This window comes from Chitinophagales bacterium, assembly GCA_020636535.1.
GTDB lineage: Bacteria > Bacteroidota > Bacteroidia > Chitinophagales > JADIYW01 > JADJSS01.
The window spans coordinates 20444-39773 of record JACJXT010000012.1 but is presented as its reverse complement, the minus strand read 5'-3'; the positions used below and the strand labels follow the sequence as shown (position 1 = coordinate 39773).

The window sequence follows — 19330 nt, the reverse complement described above, 5'->3', positions numbered from 1 at the left end:
GTCTACAGCAATGATAAAGATTGACCCAATAATTGCAGTTAAAGATGTAAATAAGAGTGCGGAATGGTATCAGTTGATTTTTGGTTGTAAGAGAACTCACGGTGGAGATAATTTTGCAGTATTAGTTGATGAAAACAATGAAGTATTAATTTGTCTTCATAAATGGGAAGCACACGAACATCCAACTATGCAAAATGCTAATATTGAGGTCGGAAATGGATTAATTCTTTACTATAAAACAGATAATTTAGAGCATATCTATCAAAATATTAAGCAAATGAATTATCTAATAGAAGAAGAAATGCATACGAACTCAAACTCATCAAAAAGAGAATTTTCAATTAGAGATTTAGATGGATATTATTTGATGATTACAGAATATCATGACTACGAAGGTTAATAATTTATAGTGCTATCTGCTTAATAATTTTTCCATCTATCTTATTAATAATAAGTATGAGATTGTTATTGGTTTGAATAATCAACTGTTGATTAGTAGTGCTTATATTTAAGTTGTTGTAACTTTCTTCTACACTAAATTTATCAAAACTATTGTCGGTTATTTTCCATAATAGTTTACCATTTGTATTATATAAGTATAAATAATTATTTTCAAACAATAAAATATTACTTAAATCACTATACAAATAAGTAGTTTGCTTGCTAATGCCATTTAGTGCATTTATTTTTTTTATATCAACTACTTGAAGTGAGTTCCAAAGCCAATTCTTTTCATCTTCTAGTAAAATGTGCATGTCTTCAGTACTAATAGGTTTTACAAAAATTTTAGGCAACTGTTTTTGAGTGATTAAATATAAATTCTGCTGGTAAACGAAGTATTGCTTATTAAAACTCCAACTACTGTTGTTTTTAGCATCTTGTTTTTGTTGTTGAAACTGATCTGGCGTAAGCAATATATTTTCACTAGGAAAGAATAAAAACTGTTTATATTCTTCATTACTTAAAGCAATACTAGGATACAAATAACTTTTTTCAGCAGTAGCAATATTTGATATGTCAGTGAATTTTTTAGATAATATACCATTGTTATATGCTATTAATTTACTTTTTTTATTAATTATGCTAAAGTTCTTTTTCTTGAGAATGAGTACTACGAAATTGTCTAGCAAATAAAAATCGATCATACTCACTTCGGTATTGACTTGATTAATTGGAGTACTTTTTTTGATTTTATTATCAATATCTAAAATATCTATTTGATAATTAATGATGCTATTTTTTTCATCAGCAATTAGTTTCCAAATCTCAATTTCATTCTGATTAACAACAGCCAATTGTTTTAATGCTGTTCGTTGATTGGCATTAATATCTGTAGTAATAATGTTATTTGGTGTTTCTTGAGCAATGTATTCTTGCAATGCTGCTTCTTTATCAAATGGTTTAATAGAGTAATACAAATAAGCGATTAATCCAGCAATACAAACTACTGAAAACAAAAAATATTTAACTGAATTTTTTTGATTGGTATCAGTCATACATTATTAAGATTATTAGTATTCATTTAGAACTTAGAACAAAATAAGTTAAAAATCACAATTTCTACGATTTCTTTTTCCGTCCTTCCTGCGAAAGCAGGAAACTACTTTAGTAAGATTCTAGATAAATTTCTTCGTGTTACTCCAAAATTTTCTAGAATGACGCTTAAATATAAATTATAAAATAAAATCGAGTGGACTACTAGCACTAGCTAAATCAGTTTGGGCAGCCAAACCGGCTTCAAAACCTAGTCGACCAGCTTCTACAGCCATTCTAAAAGCATTTGCCATATCTACTGGATTTTTAGCAATAGCAATTGCAGTATTTACTAGTACAGCATCAGCACCAATTTCCATAGCTTGAGCGGCATGAGATGGCGTACCTAATCCAGCATCAATAATTACAGGAACAGTACTTTCTGCTATAATAATTTTTAGAAAATCTATACTTGACAAACCTTTGTTTGTGCCAATTGGAGCAGCCAAAGGCATTACGGCTTGTACACCTACATCTTCTAGGCGTTTACACAACACAGGATCAGCATGAATATATGGTAGCACTATGAAATCATCTTTAACCAATTGCTCAGTTGCTTTTAGTGTTTCCATGGCATCTGGCATTAAATATCTTGGATCTGGATGAATTTCGAGTTTTATCCAATTGGTTTGTAGTGCTTCTCTAGCAGCATGAGCAGCAAAAATAGCTTCTTTGGCATTTCTAACACCACTAGTATTTGGCAAAAGATTGACTTTAGTTTGCTTTAGGTAACTCAAAATATTATCCGACTGATTTTTTAAATCAACTCGTTTAAGTGCCATAGTTACTAACTCGGTTTGAGCAACTGTAACAGCATTTTGCATTAACTGTGGTGATGCAAACTTACCAGTACCTAAGAGCAATCTAGAAGAAAAAACTTTGTTGGCAATAACCAAATTAGACATATTGCAAAAGTAAAAGAAATAAGTTAAACTCAATTACTTTTTCTTGTGAGGTGCATTTAGTTCTTTTTGTATATAATCTGATTAATTATTGTGTTGATATTTTCTCCAATTACTTTTCCAAGTCTTAATCCTTCATTATTAGAAAACTGATAATGTACACCACCATAAAGTCGAGATTTTGTAACTTCAATAGCATAATCATCAAATGAATTTATTTTTTTTACTGGGAATCCAAATTTCTCTCTTGAGAAATCATAAAAAATAATATTCTCTAAATTTAATTTTAATATAGTTGCATTTGCAGAAGTTTGTGTAGAATGACATGATGGATATTCTGGAAATGGTGGTGTTGGAATTAAGGCGTTCCAAGTAGAATCAATATATTTTTGAATATAAGTAACTGGTCTTAGTAGATTATAATGATATTTATTTTTAAAGCAATTAATAAAAGCATCATTTAAGGCAATACTCGATTTAAGCAATATAATTATTCGGTCTTTATAACCTATATTTTGTTGTTCTGTTGCTTGATTTGCAATTGCAAGAGAATGACATGCTGGTGTTGTAGCAAAATCATCTGACCAAAATTTAGCAATATCTATTTGTTCTTTAGTATTTATCTTTGATTGATTATATACATTGTATACTTCTTTATAAAAAGTAGAAGAAGTATCTGTACTAAATAAAAATGGCGGTTTTGATAGTTTTAAATTATTTTCATTTCCTCCTTTAGAGTTATGACAAGAAATACATTTTTCTTTAAAAATTTTCATTCCTTTATCATAATATTCATTATTTTTGGATGAAGTAAAACTGCAAAGTAAAATGCATATGACTAAAAACTTATACACTTTCATAGAAAGGACAATATTATTTACTAAGTTAAACAATATTATTTACTTCTTAACCTTCACTTTCTTTTTTTTTCCAAATACTGTTTTTTCTAAGACTAACATAAAATTTTATATAAAAAGTACTAAGGAATGTGAAATATCTATATTTACTTCTAATCATAGTTTTAATTATGAGCTATATAAAACACTTAATTTGAATAAAAAAGGAAAAATTACGGTTGAAGATAACAACTTTTATGATATAATGTTTAAGATAGATAACAAAAGTTACACTATATCATGTATAAGTGATGGATTTGATTTAGTGTATAATATAGATGCCGCAGATTTTTATAATACAGTACATCTCAAAACAATGAGTCTTCAAAATATTACATTGTTTAATGAATTTATATTGCTTAATAAATATTTAAGTTTAAAAGATAATATAGAAACTAAAGCTATAGAAGTTAAGATACATAAATTAAGACAAGAATATGTTAATGAAAATAGAAAAGATATACTTACTACTATTTATGGCTTCTATTCACTATCAGATTCCCTTGCTTATTATTGGCTAGGTAGAAGTATTTCATTTAAAAGTAATGATTTTAATACAAAATATTATACCAGTAAATCATTATTAAATAATGATAATTTATATAAATTTCCATTGTTCTATGCTGCTATCAGACAAATGGTTAAAAATACAAGTTTTAAACCCGTAAATTTGTATAATACGCTAGATACCATTTTATCTCAAAATAAAGTTAATGAATATATTGTAGATCAGTTACTAGACGAATCCGATAGAGTAGAGATAAGTTCTATTCTTAAAAAATTAAAACTGAAATATTGTAATACCAATACAGTATCTGAAAGTTTATTAAAGTTAAAGGCTTATCAGAATAATGTACTACAACTATATGATATTGCGCCTAATTTTTCAGTAAGAGATACCAATTTTAATTCAATTAGTCTATATGATGTTTGTTCTAAGAATGACTTTACTCTTTTATTATTTTGGAAATCAACAGGAAATGATTATTGGAAAGTGATAAACCTGCTAAAAGGTCAATTAAAAGAGGTATTAGATAATTATAATGTAAAAGTATTTCTAGTAAACTTAGATGAAAATAGAGAAACATTCATTAATACAAGCAGAGTAATTAATGAAAAAGAATGGATACTGTCAAATGATAGGTTATTTGATGTTACAATTGAAAATCAATATCTATTACAAGAAGCTAAACCATGGATTTTTGTACTTAATAAAAATGCTCAAATTATTGCTACAAGATTCTTTAATTTTGATTTAATAGAAGAAAGTATTCTGTATTATTTGAACCATTCAGAACAAATAAGCAAATGGAAATAATAAAATCTTATCTAAAGAATTTAGAAGGTCTGGATTCAAGATCTTTATCTTTATTTAGGATTTTATTTGGATTATTTTTGCTTATTAATTTTATTCAATTTAAAGTTATACCAATTAATGATTTTTATATGCCAGTTGGTGGTATTTTTGATTTAGAATATTTTCATTCAGATAAAACTGAGTATGTATGGTCTATACTATCATTTTTTAATACTAATTTTTTATTTATAGGTTTTACAATACTTACAATTTTATTTATTTTATTATTTATTGCAGGATTTTATATTAGATTAGTAAGTATTATTCTTTTTATTTTATTATGGTCTTGGAACCAAAGATTTTATATGTTAGAAATGGGTTGGGAAAGATACGGTCTTATGTTACTCTTTTGCTCCATTTTTTTAAAATTAGATTGCCATTTTACTTTTCGTAAATCTAACATATCTGTTAAAAATGCTTTTAACTTTTTAGATTTTGGAGTTCTTGTTTTGTTGGTCCAGGTTGGATTTATCTATTTTTTTACTTCAATATCCAAAAATGGAGACTTATGGTTATATGGAGAAGCTGTTAAATATTTGGCATCAGATTTCGTATTGGTTACTAAAAATGCACAATTTATATTAGATTATTTCTACTTGTCTAAATTTTTAACATATCTAACACTAATTATTGAATTTAGTATTATTTTTTTAATTTTTATACCTTCTAAATACAATAAATATGTAAGGATATTAGTTCCTATTTTTATATTAGGTTTGCATTTTTCAATACACTTAGTTGCACATATAGGTAATTTCTATTTAATTGCTATTGCTTTATTTTTCTTATTTATTCCTTCATTTATTTGGGACATGATACTAAAGTCAAATGCAGAATATGTAAAATTTAATTATAATAAAAAGTATATGTACTATATTTATTTTTTAGTATCATTTTTATTTATAACTAATGCATTTAATCGAAATGTATTGCGAATAATCGAAAAAGATACAGTCTTAGCCAATAATTTAAAAAAACTAAAATTAGATAAAATACTATCAAAAGTAACCATACCTAAATTCGATGTTTCTCCAATCTTTAACCAAGGATGGTCATATTATTCTCCAAATCCAAATGTTATCTCAGGAGTATATACAGTAGAATTGATAAAAGATAGTACTTATTATCAAATATATCCTAAAGAACAATTACAGTTAATACCGTTTAAAAATGTATATAAAAATAAACTTGAATTATATTTCCTATTAAAGTCCAGTTATATTAATACTAAAGGATATAAAAATCTAAGAGCTTATTGGGCAAAAAAAAGATATAAACAATATTATAATTATAAGAATTATTATGATGTAATATATTTAAAATATAACTATTGTAATTTATCTACAGTTAAAGATTTATATAACATAAAAATAGAATCAAAAATAGAATCAAAAATAAACCTAAATGAATAAATTTTTAAATTATATAAATAAATTTAGTTATAAATTAAATACATTAGAATCGCCTAACCAAATGGGTATTCTTCGTTTTGCATTTGGTTTTATATTATTGTTTGAAGCAATAAGAATATTTAAAACAATTAATCTATATTTTTATAGTTATGAAGTTGCATTTAGATTACCATTTACTAACTGGTTACCTTTATTCCCTGAGCCAGTTTCTAATTTAATAGCTTCTCTTATGATAATAGCTTCTGTTTTTATTATAATTGGACTTTATTACAGACTTGCAATCTGTTTCTACACGCTATCATATGCCTATTTTTTCTTTATAGATATGGCATTCTATAATAATCATTATTATTTGATTCTATTACTCTGTTTTATTTTCTTATTTATAAACGCAGACTATGCTTACTCTTTAAAGCTAATGCTCTTTCCCTCAAAATCCAAACTACAAATTCCTAATTGGAATTATATAATATTAAAATTTATTATTTTTTGGGTATATTTTTGCGCAGGACTTGTAAAATTAAACACAGAATGGCTTTCTGGAGATGTGATGAGAAGTTCTCTGTTATACAGTAATGATTATACTTATTTTAAAGATATGAATATAGATTTTGCTACTAACCTCTTAACCTATTTTGGACTGATATTTGACTTATCTGTGGGATTCTTATTATTGAACAATAAAACTAGAAAATATGCAATAATACCTATACTTATATTCCATATAACAAATATGTTTTCTTTAAAAATTGGTATCTTCCCGTATTCTATGATAATTTTTACTATTATTTTTATTCCTCCTAACAATTTTACTAAACCTATCTTTAATAAAATACAAAATATATTATCCCATTCTAAATTTTGTATAGAAGAAGTAAACTATAACCAACAATACAAAAAAAATGCCTATAAACTTGTTTATCTTTTTATACTAATTAATTTACTATTACCGTTCAGACATTATCTAATCAAAGGAAATGTCGATTGGACTGGAGAAGGTGTTAACTTTGCTTGGAGAATGAAGTCAAATCTGAAATTTGCAACTAGATATGATATTTTTATGTATGATAAGCAAACTAAACAAGAAATAAAATCGTCTCTTAATATCCATGACTTTCATATAAGAACATCAATTCGCCAGCCAATTTACTTTATTCAAATTAAAGATTATTTACTTAAAAAAAACAATAGAAATAGTGAAAATACAGAAGTTCTTATTAAAGTCTGCTGTAAATTTAATATGCACGAACCTCAATATTTAATAGACACTTCTTTAGATATATCTGGGCTTAAAGCAAATTCTTTTAAGCATAATTTTTTCATAAACTAATTAACTCTTTTTTAACATCTTATTTGTAACTTTTAAGTTAATTTCGTATTAAAATAACAATATGAACACATTTTTACTAAAAAAATACTTATTTCTTATTGCTTTTTTCTGTTTGATTGTGCACAATTTAGCAGCAGCAGAGAGTAAAGAAAATCTCATTAAAGGTGTTGTAAAGCATAATCTTTCTCAGATTACAAATTCTGATCAACAAAAGAGCACAGATTTTACCAATTTGTTTCAAGGTGAAATGGAAAAACTTATAGCTAATTTTGATAATCAAAAACTAGATTTAAAAGATGCTTTGCTTTATTACAAATTCTTGTTGAATGATATAGGTTTGAACGATGAAAAGAATAAAAAATTCTTTCAAATTATTTTGTCAGCTTTAATAGACTATGATAATAATTTTGATAAAAAACTATACGCATTGTCTAGACAGGAATTTATTGATATTGTGAACGCTTATGTTGTTCCTAACATTTTTAGCTCTTATGATTTAATAAATCTGTCAGAGCAAGAAGTCCAAATACTAATTGATGAAAAGTTTACACAACTGGTAGAAAAATCAGTAAATAGAGACCTAATTGTTACAACCTCAAATATTAAATTTTAGTGTATGAAAATATTATACATTCCTTCTTGCCTTTCTGTTTTATTTAAGAAAGAAAAAACTATAAAAACTATATCTGTTTTTTTTGTGTTATTCTGTTGTTTTCAAACTTCTGTTTTTGCACAGGTAACAATTTCTACCAGTACCTCAGATCTTCAAAAATCATGTAATGGTTGTAGTGATGGTTTTTTGGGTAGCGGAGCCGATCCTAATAGCGATGTCAATTTCTCTGTAACTGGAACCATACATTGTCCAACTAGTGGTACCTTTAGGTTAAGAGCGTGTGACGATGATGATTATGGTGGTTGTGGAGGAGCATTAGATGATTGCGTAGCTTCAAATTCTACTACATATACTATTACTTATTCCGGTTGTTCTCCTTGTTCTGGTAATGATTTTGCAGTGAGATATCCGCCGGCATCTGGTCAGTGTGGAGCCAGAATAGATTGGTCGGTAACAAGATCTGGTTCTTTTGCTGCTAACTTAGCAACACCCAATAATACTTGTGCCAATGCTTTTAGTATGGGTACAAATGGCTCTGGGACAAGAATAGATCATCATACAGCAGAATGTCATTCTCCGCTATGGTATGTCTATACTTTAACAGATGCTAATTTATCATATATCGAATTTGATATAACGCATGAAGCTTGGGATGGAGGAATGAGTGAAGATGAAGTCCGCTTTGGTAGTTGTACAGGGTGTACTATGTCTGATGATGGAGGTGTAGGTGTTTGGCGTATTGATAATCCCAAACCTGGAACCTATTACATTAGGGGTAGTATTGGTTTTGCAGCACCTACCAATCCAGAATATTTTGATGTGGTCGTAACTAAAGGAGCTACAGTAACTAGGCCTGCAAATGATAATATATGTGGTGCAACGGTGGCACATGCTGGGTTCAATTATAATTCCTCAGACTTTACAATTACTGGAGTATCTACTCAATATGCTTCGAGTGAAGATGTCTGTAACACCAATGAGCCTAATAATGACAATGAATTATCCGTGTGGTGGAAATTTACGACAGGAGCAAACCCTCCAGCTAAGATAACATTTAATCCAAATGGTACTGGTGCAGATTGTGCTGGTCAAATGTGGTTATACAGTGGAGCTCCAACTGGAGCTTGTACGGGTTCTGCTTTTTCAAACTACGCAACTTCTACTAACTTTAATGGTCTATCCTTAATTGATTATACGGAAACAGGAGGAAATGTTGTATTAAGTTGTCCTTCGCCAAATACAACATATTATATCCAAGGACAAGTGGGCTGTGCTGTTTCTGCAGATTGGGGAACAATATCTATAGCCGTAGATGGAAATGGAGCACCTAAAATGCCAAATGATCTTTGTGCAGGTGCAATAAACCTTGGTATTTTAACAGCTGGTGGTACTATAGGAGATGCTACAGGTGCTAACAAATGGAATAACTTTTGTGCAACTACTACAGGAGATCCCAATCCTAATTGGACAGTTGCTGGTATAGGCACAAGTCCTTATCAAACAGTATGGTTTAAATTCAATTCTGGTGCTGTAGGGAGAAATGTAACAATTGAGGCCTATAACGATCCAGGAAATCATGGAGATTGGATAGACCTTAAATTAGCTTTATATGGTGGCACTTGTGGTGCTTTAACACTGATAGATAAAGATTATGATCCAGGAATACCTGCAACTGGTGCATTATACGGTGAGGTAATGGAGGATGATTATTGCCTTACTCCAAATACAGATTATTATGTATTAGTTAGTGGTAGTAATGTTGAATCTATAACAGGTTCAACAAAAGAAGGGTTCTTTGGTTTAACAGTAAAAGACAATGGTCCTTATCCATCAAATGATTTAATCTGTGGAGCTAAATCTTTACCAGTTCAAACGCAGTATACATATAATAGTACTCAACTTACAAATGAAAATAACACTAGAGGAACTTATTGTTTTGAACCCGATCCAGATTGGACAGGAGAATTAGGAAGAGATAATGATCATGGTGTATGGTATTATTTTGGTCAGGTGCCAGGCAGAACAATAGTGGTAGATGCAAATGATATTGGTAGCGATGATATTAACATTCAAATGACACTATATTCTTCTACAACAGCAAAAGGGGCTTGTACAACACCAGCATCTTCTCCTTCATTAACAGAAGTTCAAAAAGAGTTTAATATTGCATCTGGTAACGAAGATGCTTATTTTAATTGCTTAAATCCTAACCTTTATTATTGGCTACTAGTAGATGGAGCAGATGTTTCAGGTACAGGTGCATTGTCTGCATTAGAAGAAGGAGATTTTTCTATAAGAGCTTGGTTTCCAGAAGAAGGAGAAACTAACGCTTGTAATGCAGAAGATTTAGGAGCAATACCTTTGGGTGGCTCTAGAACTATTCTAAATTTATCTAATATTTGTGGAGCAAGCTCAATTGCTAATTTTACACCACCATCTACTTGGGGTTTCGATAAAGCAGTGGTCTATAAATTTACAACGCCTCCAGCTTCTGCTGGTGTTACAGATGCCAGTGTTAAGATTGAGGCATTTACAAATCCTTATTATCCTAGTCAAATGAATGATTTTCTAGAAAATGTCAATTTAGCTGGTGATGATATAGATTTACAATTGGCAGTTTATTCGGCAGGTGCTTGTGGTGCTACACATAATGCTATTGCTAGTAATTATGATCCTACTAATGTTAATGTTTCTGCTGGTTCTGATGAGTCTGTTATTGCTAACTGTTTAACGCCTAATACAGTTTACTATTTAGTGGTAGATGGTGGTGTAAATACTAATGGTTATTACGACATAAAAATGTCAGACTATGGTAAACATACTACCAACGATTTCTTATACCAAGCTACAGATATTTCTGGTACTTATAGTGCTCCTTGGACAAATTGTAATAGCAATACCATAGTAACACTTACAGGACAAAATAACTATTGTGCTACAAATAACAATGATTTTCCAGCTTATTTAACACCACCAGGCAGACCTTCTTCTTGGGATGAGTTAAACTCGGTAGTGTGGTACAAATTTAAAGCACCTAAGTCTGGTAAACTACAAATAAGAGCTAAAAATACAGTATCAGATGTACTGCCACCTTATGATGAGCCAGAAATTGACATCCAATTAGCAGTCTTCCAATTACCTGGTGGTTATCAAGGAGCATTAAATGCATCTACCTTAGTAGCTAATAAAGAAAGGTTAATTTTATTAGCAGATGATTTTGATGGAGTATTACATGATGAAGATTTGGATGTAGATTGTTTGCAACCAGACTCTATTTATTATCTAGCAGTAGATGGTAGCTCATATACAGGTTGTCCTACTTGTCAAAGAGGAGAGTTTTATTTAGAACTAGAAGCAGATCCAAGAGACAGTCCTGCATCTAATGAATTGCCATGTGAGGCCATTCCATTAGGTCAGCCAATTCAAGGGTCTAAAATTGTGGGTACTAAAACTGGTGTTGGTGGTACAAATAGTATTCCAACTACAGGTTATGGTGCTTTGCATAATGTGCCAAGGTCTGCTGTTTGTATGAGAGCAGAAAATAATTTCTGTAAAGGTACAGCAGGTGAGCCAGCTGTAGCAGGAGGAACTTTCCTTACAGATTTCTCACCAGACCAAACAGTTTGGTATCAATTCCAAGCTCCAGCAACTGGCGAAATTTTAATTAAAGCACATAATGATCCAAGCTCAGTTGGCGATCAAATAGATTTACAATTAGCTGTTTATGAATCTTCTGATAATACATGTTCAGGTATTTTAGTGCCAATTAAGGCAGAGTATAATATTGGTCCTTTTAGCGAGGATTTAACCGTTAAATGTTTAGAACCAAATAAAAATTATTGGTTAATGGTAGATGGCTCTGCTATTAATGTACAAGGTTATTTCGAAGTTAGTATTGAAGCAGTTACAGCAACAGAGTCTGGTCCTGCTAATGATGATATTTGTAATGCAACACCAGTAGCTTATCCTGGAAGTATAGGTGCAACAACTACTGTTAATAGTCAAACTAACCGTTGTGCAACCATACAATCTGGTGTTTACCCAGATCCAACTACTTTCTCAACAGATGCAGATGTTTGGTACAGTTTTACTACTCCAAATACAGCAGCTCCACATGCAGTAGAAGTAGAAGTTACGAGCGGTTTACCTTGGCCATTTGGCGATGCAATGGATCCTCAAATTGCCTTATATAAAAGAGTAGGTACTTGTCCGTCTGCTACATTTGAATTAGTCGATGATGGCTATAGTGCTTTGGGTTTACCTTTCTACGAATCTTTTGAATTCCATTGTTTAGAACAAAATACTACCTATTATCTAATGGTAGATGGTAGTGGCTTAAATGAGCAAGGTAATTTTAAAGTAGATATTACAAGAATTAATCCACATCCTTTACCAACTAACGATGATATTTGTCAAGTAGGTACAACACCTGCAAATGGATATTTAGGTGTTTTAGGTGGCAGTACGGGCAATAAAATTGGCAACACTTCTACTAATTGGCATAACTTCTGTGCTGATGTAGAAACTAATGAGGATAATTTAATGACAGATGGAAACTATGCCTTAGATCAAACAGTCTGGTTCCATTTTAAAACACCAAATATTGCCAATAATATAGATGTAGAAATTAGAGCATTAAATGATCCTAATAATGTGGGCGATCAAATAGATTTACAAATGTTATTAGTACAAGGCAATCCAAGTTGTCCATTTTCAACATCAACATTTGATGGTTTATCGGCTATAGAATCTGATGATCCACTTTTAACATTTAACTCTACTATTAATACATGTTTGCCTCCTAATACAGACTTCTATATTCAAGTAGATGGTAGTGGTTTAAATACACAAGGTTATTTTACATTAGAAATAGAAAATATGGGTACAGCTTCGGCTCCTGCTAATGATAATATTTGTAATGCTAAATTATTGCCTGCTTCAGGAACAATTACTGGTAGTTATACAGGTTATCCAAATGATAATAATATTTGTGCCACTTTAGAAAATTTTGAAGTACAACAAGATCCAGGTGGTATTCAAAGATCTGTTTGGTATAAATTTGTTGCTCCAGCTTCTGCTGATGTTTCAGTTGAAGTTGCTGGAAATTCATGGGTGCCATTTACAACTAATTACTTCTTACCAGATGTAACCATTTGGGAACTTTCTGATGATACATATGCAAGTATAGATAATACTATAGCTGGTTGTCCAAATCCAAGTGCAGCAAACTGGAGTAAATTACAATATAACGATTATCAAGTTATACCAAATTCTTTAGCAAATGGTTTATATCCAACAGTAGTGTTAACGCCTTTGTGTTTAAAACCTGGTTATACATATTATGTACAAGTAGATGGCGTTGCTGGTATTGGTTTAGATGGTTATTTTGAAATTAATATTAAAGACAATCAAACACCATATACTGCTCCAACTAATAACGAAGCAGCTACAGCAGCAACAGTGCCTATAAGTACCACTACTTGTCAATATGGCAATGGAACATGGCAAGGAGCATATTCGTTTGGTAATAATCCAACATGGTCAAATCCAAATTTAATTGGTATTGCTAATGCATCAGGTATTCCTGCATGTACACAAAATTGTGGCGATGTTTGGTATAAATTCCAAGTTCCACCTGCTTGTGGTAATAATACAAAAACCTTTATTAAAATAGAAGGAGATGACGAGTTTAATCTTGATTTGAATGGATATCCAGAATTAGCTATTGCTGCTTATAGTGGTCCATCTTCTGGTTCAACAGCTAATTTAACTTACTTAAAATGTAGTGTTGGTGGAGGTACAGATCCAGACTTTTCCATAAGTGCAAATCCTGGTGATTATATTTATTTACAAATTTGGGATTTAGCAGGTAATGAACAAGATAAAACATTTAAACTTTGTGTTTCTGAACAAAAAAGTGCTGACGATTGTGTTGATGCAACAGATATGACTTTAGATGTTCCTTATTGTTGGAGTGTAGAATCTAATGGAGGAGAAACTCCAAATAGTGCAGTTCCTGGTTCTGGTCTAAATACATGCTTTGGAGATGGTATGCCAGAACACTCTTCTTATTTTAAATTTACAACAGCAGCAGCAGCAGATTTCTGCGATGATTATTATATTTATATCAATACAGATGCTTTGGCTAGAGATTTATCTAATCCTGCTGTAAATGATGCTTGTTTGAGTGCTATTCCTTCTATAAGCTTTAATTTATCGCTTTATAAACTAGTTGGCACACCTTGTACGCCAGGCACAAGTAATGCCGTATTAGAAAACTGTCAAACCTTTACAGATTGTGGTGGTGGTTCTGTAGGTTCTAATGTGGTTGGTCCTCACGGAAATGGTGGTATCTTAAATGATACAATATGGTATAATTTAGGAGGTGGTACTGCCTTATTACCAAATACTACTTATTATATTGTGTTAGATTATCAAATAGAGAACTTCCTTTATGAAGGTAGGGTAGTACTTGATGGAATTATAGAAGTAGGTAGAAGATGTAAGGGAAGAACTTGGGAATATGCTACAAGTACAGTTAGTACAGATAAATATTGTACTACAAGAGATGGTTGGAGACATTATTATGATGATAAAGGTACTGTATCAACTGATGATGATAAATATATATTATCATTATATCCAAATGGTAACAACTTTGAAGGTACTGCTACTATTACAGTATTACCTACTTACTCTTCAGCAGAAGAAGGATTATTTGCTGAATATACTATGAAACGATATTGGGATTTTGACATTACATCTGGTTCAATTTCTAATAATATTTTAGTTAGATTTTACTATACAGATGCTGAAAAACAAGCAATTATTACTGCTGCAAATAATTTTGTAGCAACTCATCCAGGAACGGTTTACGAACCATTTGAATGGTTTAAATCTCAGAATGGTATTGCCTTTGATCCTGCCATTCATGTAACACCAACAGTTGTAATTGCAGGGTATTCAGAAACTGGTTGTGAAAGTTTATGGGATGCAAGTGGTACTTATGTAGGTGTTCCAGTTCAAAGATGTGGTGTTATAACTGCTGAAGATCATGATGACGACCCAACTAATGAATGGTGTAATGGAGTACAATATGTAGAATATGGAAATATTCCTGGCTTGTCTGGTGGTACTGGTGCAACAGGAGCAAGTCCTTATAGTGTTTCGCCACTTCCTGTAGAATTATTATCATTTACAGGTTATAATGATGGTCAGATAAATGTATTAAATTGGATTACAGCTTCTGAAATTAATACAGATAAATTTATAATTGAAAGAAGTCCAAATGGCGTTGGTTTTAACCAAATAGGTGAGGTTGATGCTGCAGGAAATAGTAGTGCAGAGCTTTCTTATAACTTTAATGATGAATCTCCTTTGCTTGGCAATAATTATTATCGCTTAAAAATAGTAGATAATGATGGTACATATGAATACAGTAATATTATACTGCTTAATGTAAATCATATAGTTAAAGATGCTATTGCCAACATTTATCCAAATCCAACCAATGCATTTGTAAACATAGATTATCAATCTACTACAAATAATAACCTAAACATTAATATTTATGATGCTACAGGTAAACTAATGTTGAATAAACAAGAAGCAGTTAACGAAGGGTTGAATAAATTAATTCTAGACTTAAGTGTACTAGCTAAAGGAACCTATATCTTGCAAATGAATAATCAAGATGGTACTTTAAATAACCAAGTTAAGTTGATTAAAAATTAAACTGTTATTATTTTAATAAAATCCCAAACATAGTAATTTGTGTTTGGGATTTTTTATTTTTATACAATGAATAAGTGTACCACACTGTTGCTATTTTTAATACTTGCTTTAGCGGTTAATGCAAAGGATTCTACTGCTACAAAAAGAATAATTTTTGATGATGTTCATATTTTATTCGATTTCAACTATGGTGTGTTCGCACCAACCATTAGTCAGCACGATATTTTTCAAGGCGTACTTAACGAAAATAATCCAACTTGGACAGACAGAAATAATGTATTGAATCTAAAGAAAGACTATAAAACTTCTAATGTTAACTTAAACATGCAAGTTAACTTTATAGATAATTGGTATACAGGTATGCACTATCAGTTTTTTACAATTAAAGATTATAAAATAAATCCAGACGATGGCAATCTGTTATCTCAAAATAATGCCATGTTTTTTATGTTAGGATTTAAGAATGGCTATGTGTTTAGATTTTTAAAAAACAAGAATTTACATATTCATCCATCATTTACCATTGGGTCCTATACTGCCGATGATTATTATGATAATATAGGAAAGAAAATATATTTTAATTTTCAGAATACGATACGCTATCTCATTAAAAATAAATTTGGCTTTCAACTCAACACACAATACGATTATTTACGATATAAAGAGAAAGGATTTAGCGAACAATTCAACCAATCAACTTATAAAAAAGTATCGTTTAATAATTTTCATTTAAGCGTTGGTTTCGTTTATCAAATAAATATTTTATTAGATAAATGAAAAAAATAAGTGTTTTAAAAATAATTACATTATTAATAGTATTAATTACAAGTATACTGGTTTTTAAGTTTAACAAAACACTTCGCGTTCCAAGTATTTTCGATGGTAATTTTTATAATACAATCGATATTCCTACAGCAACAAAACCATATCACTTAAAAGAAGCAAATATTGCCTTGCCAGATTTATCTTTATGGTGCGATAGCATAAATTATCACAAATATTTATATACTGATATTTTCTTACAAAACTCGCACACAACTTCTTTTTTGGTGCTACGAAATGATTCTCTAATTTTTAAACGATATTTAAACGGAGTTAAAGAAGGCGATAATACGCAAATATTCTCGTCAACTAAAGTTTTTATTACAGCATCGTTAGGTATTGCTATTGAACAAGGTTTAATTAAAAGCATTAACGAACCAGTGTCTTATTTCTTTCCAAACAAAAATCCAATGTTTGATAGTTTAACACTATACGATTTATGTCAAATGAAATCTGGAATTAACTACGATGAGTACGGAAATCTATACCAAACACTAAAATTCTATTATCTGCAAAATGTTACACAAGCCATTAACAATGCAAAATTCAAATATCGTCCAGGCGAAAAATTCGTTTATAAATCTATCGATACACAAATATTAGGAGAGTGCATTAGAAAATCAACACCTAATAAAAAGTATGTCGATTTTTTCTACGATAATATTTGGAATAAAATCGGAGCTCAAGATTCTGCGTATTTTGCAGTAGACAGTAAAATCAATAAAATTCCTAAGTATTATGGTGGATTAAATATTTCTGCACGAGATTTAGCTAAATTTGGATTGATGGTCTTGCATAATGGCAAATTTAATCGTCAGCAGATAGTACCAAAATCTTGGCTTAATTATTGCAACGATACTACCAAACGAAGTATTGAACCAGAAAAATATTGTATGGGTTGGTATTATAGCGAAGATGATATAGATAACGATATTTTTTATTCTGCTGGATTTAATGGACAAATTATGCTCATCAACAGAACCAATAATACTATCATCATTCGTTTAGGCACAGATACAGGCGGTGTTTATTGGTATCCAATAATGAAAAAACTGTCTATGATATTATAAGCAAATTAACAATTAATAAATTTTATTTGATAATAGAAATCTTATTTTTGAACTCTAAATTTTAATCATGAAAAGAACATTACTATTTTTTACCATAATTGCTTTAGCTGTTGCATCATTTGCAGAGCAAAAAGAAAATAAAAAACAAGTACAACCTAGCAAACCACAACTAAATACATTAGCAGATACTATCGGCTATTTATTAGGTCTGCAAATAGGAAAAGACTTGTCTAATAATACAGTCGATAAACCAAGTGCCGACGGAATTGCACTAGGAATGAAACATGCTTATGGTAAAGCACAACCATTAATAAAAGAAGATACAGCACAAGTAATTTTGCAAAATTATTTTACAGCTCAACAAGCACTTAAAGCAGCTGAAAAAAATAAAGAAGTAGCTGCTTATTTTGCAGATAATTTAAAAAAACCAGGCGTAAAATCTACAGCGTCTGGAATACAATACGAAGTTTTAAAACAAGGTACTGGTGCTAAACCAAAAGCTACAGATGTAGTAGAAGTACATTATGTAGGCACTTTATTAGATGGAACTGAATTTGATAGTTCTATTAAAAGAGGTCAAACGGCTAAGTTTCCTTTAAATCAAGTAATTAAAGGTTGGACAGAAGGCGTTCAATTAATGAATGTTGGTTCTAAATATAAATTTTTATTGCCAAGTAATTTAGCTTATGGTGAGTATGGAAGTCCACCAGTAATTGGACCAAATGAGCCATTAATTTTTGAGGTTGAGTTAATTAGTATTGAGCCAAGTAATGAACCAGCTCAAGTTCCAAGTTTTCAAATAGAAGACGAACATGATCATTCAGATCCAAATCACCAACATTAATATTTAAAACATTAAATCGATTATAACCAAATGAAAAAAATTACAATTTTATTTATTGCAGCAGTTATTGCTATTGCTTTTACTGCATGTAAATCTGGTGGCTCTAATGAGTTAAAGAGTTACAAATTAAAAACAACAGACGATTCTGTAGCGTATGCAATTGGTGCTCAAATTGCTATGCAAATGCAACTTAATTCGTTAAAACAAACCGATTCTAACATCAATTTTATGGCATTGGCAAAAGCAATGTATGAAATGTACCAAGATGGAAAATTGAGTGTAGATGAGAAAGAAATTGAAGGTGTTTTAATGCGTAAGTTTAATCCAGAAGTATACCAACAAGGATTGGATAATGAGAAAAAAGGAAAAGCATTCTTAGAGAAAAACGCAAAGAAAGCTGGTGTAAAAACTACTGCTAGTGGTTTACAGTACGAAGTAATTACAGAAGGTACAGGACCAAAACCTACTGCTACAGATAATGTAAAAGTACATTATACTGGAACTTTATTAGATGGAACTGTTTTTGATAGTTCTGTAGAAAGAGGTGAACCAGTTGAGTTTCCTTTAGGTCAAGTTATCAAAGGTTGGACAGAAGGTTTACAGTTAATGCCTGTTGGTTCTAAATATAAATTTTATGTTCCTGCAGATTTAGCTTATGGTGCTAGTGGACAACCACAAGGTGGCATTGGACCAAACGAACCTTTAATTTTTGAAGTAGAATTATTGTCTATTGAAAAAGCTAAAGAACCTCAATTCAGTCAAGAAGACTTGCAAAAAATGATTGAGCAACAAGCAGCAGCTGGAAAATAATATTTCC

General features: G+C 30.5%; 13 protein-coding genes. 10 read left to right on the top strand and 3 right to left on the bottom strand.

Annotated features, from left to right (window positions below):
- The first annotated feature begins 10 nt into the window (after nucleotides 1–10).
- A complete protein-coding gene (locus tag H6553_09970) occupies nucleotides 11–400 on the top strand; it encodes a VOC family protein (GenBank protein MCB9034152.1) in 390 nt (129 codons plus the stop codon).
- Nucleotides 401–404: 4 nt separating this feature from the next.
- On the opposite strand, the gene H6553_09965 is transcribed toward H6553_09970, so the two are convergent.
- The 3 genes from H6553_09965 to H6553_09955 form a co-directional block, all read right to left on the bottom strand.
- Nucleotides 405–1496 carry a hypothetical protein gene (locus H6553_09965; protein MCB9034151.1) on the bottom strand — a complete coding sequence of 364 codons (1092 nt, stop codon included), beginning with the start codon at nucleotides 1494–1496 and terminating at the stop codon, nucleotides 405–407.
- 177 nt (nucleotides 1497–1673) lie between these two features.
- Nucleotides 1674–2438, bottom strand: a complete 765-nt coding sequence (locus tag H6553_09960; protein MCB9034150.1) for a thiazole synthase — start codon at nucleotides 2436–2438, stop codon at nucleotides 1674–1676.
- A gap of 56 nt (nucleotides 2439–2494) precedes the next feature.
- Nucleotides 2495–3211, bottom strand: coding sequence for a vanadium-dependent haloperoxidase (locus H6553_09955; GenBank protein ID MCB9034149.1), 717 nt, complete (start codon nucleotides 3209–3211; stop codon nucleotides 2495–2497).
- A 274-nt stretch (nucleotides 3212–3485) separates the two neighbouring features.
- On the opposite strand from H6553_09955, the gene H6553_09950 reads away from it, so the two are divergent.
- From H6553_09950 to H6553_09910, 9 genes are all read left to right on the top strand, one after another.
- Nucleotides 3486–4649 (top strand): hypothetical protein, encoded by a 1164-nt coding sequence (locus H6553_09950; GenBank protein MCB9034148.1) that lies wholly within the window; start codon nucleotides 3486–3488, stop codon nucleotides 4647–4649.
- Nucleotides 4640–6100 carry a hypothetical protein gene (locus H6553_09945; protein MCB9034147.1) on the top strand — a complete coding sequence of 487 codons (1461 nt, stop codon included), beginning with the start codon at nucleotides 4640–4642 and terminating at the stop codon, nucleotides 6098–6100. Before H6553_09950 ends, H6553_09945 begins: the two co-directional genes overlap by 10 nt.
- A complete protein-coding gene (locus H6553_09940) occupies nucleotides 6093–7430 on the top strand; it encodes an HTTM domain-containing protein (protein MCB9034146.1) in 1338 nt (445 codons plus the stop codon). Before H6553_09945 ends, H6553_09940 begins: the two co-directional genes overlap by 8 nt.
- Before the next feature lie 61 nt (nucleotides 7431–7491).
- The gene (locus tag H6553_09935) at nucleotides 7492–8043 is read left to right on the top strand and encodes a hypothetical protein (protein ID MCB9034145.1); all 552 of its coding nucleotides are present in this window, start codon (nucleotides 7492–7494) and stop codon (nucleotides 8041–8043) included.
- A 3-nt stretch (nucleotides 8044–8046) separates the two neighbouring features.
- A complete protein-coding gene (locus H6553_09930) occupies nucleotides 8047–15777 on the top strand; it encodes a T9SS type A sorting domain-containing protein (protein MCB9034144.1) in 7731 nt (2576 codons plus the stop codon).
- 66 nt (nucleotides 15778–15843) lie between these two features.
- The gene (locus H6553_09925) at nucleotides 15844–16554 is read left to right on the top strand and encodes a hypothetical protein (GenBank protein MCB9034143.1); all 711 of its coding nucleotides are present in this window, start codon (nucleotides 15844–15846) and stop codon (nucleotides 16552–16554) included.
- A complete protein-coding gene (locus tag H6553_09920; GenBank protein MCB9034142.1) occupies nucleotides 16551–17669 on the top strand; it encodes a serine hydrolase in 1119 nt (372 codons plus the stop codon). The genes H6553_09925 and H6553_09920 overlap by 4 nt, the downstream gene beginning before the upstream one ends.
- A 67-nt stretch (nucleotides 17670–17736) precedes the next feature.
- A complete protein-coding gene (locus H6553_09915; protein ID MCB9034141.1) occupies nucleotides 17737–18513 on the top strand; it encodes an FKBP-type peptidyl-prolyl cis-trans isomerase in 777 nt (258 codons plus the stop codon).
- 30 nt (nucleotides 18514–18543) lie between these two features.
- Nucleotides 18544–19323, top strand: coding sequence for an FKBP-type peptidyl-prolyl cis-trans isomerase (locus H6553_09910; protein MCB9034140.1), 780 nt, complete (start codon nucleotides 18544–18546; stop codon nucleotides 19321–19323).
- The last annotated feature ends 7 nt before the right edge of the window (nucleotides 19324–19330 follow it).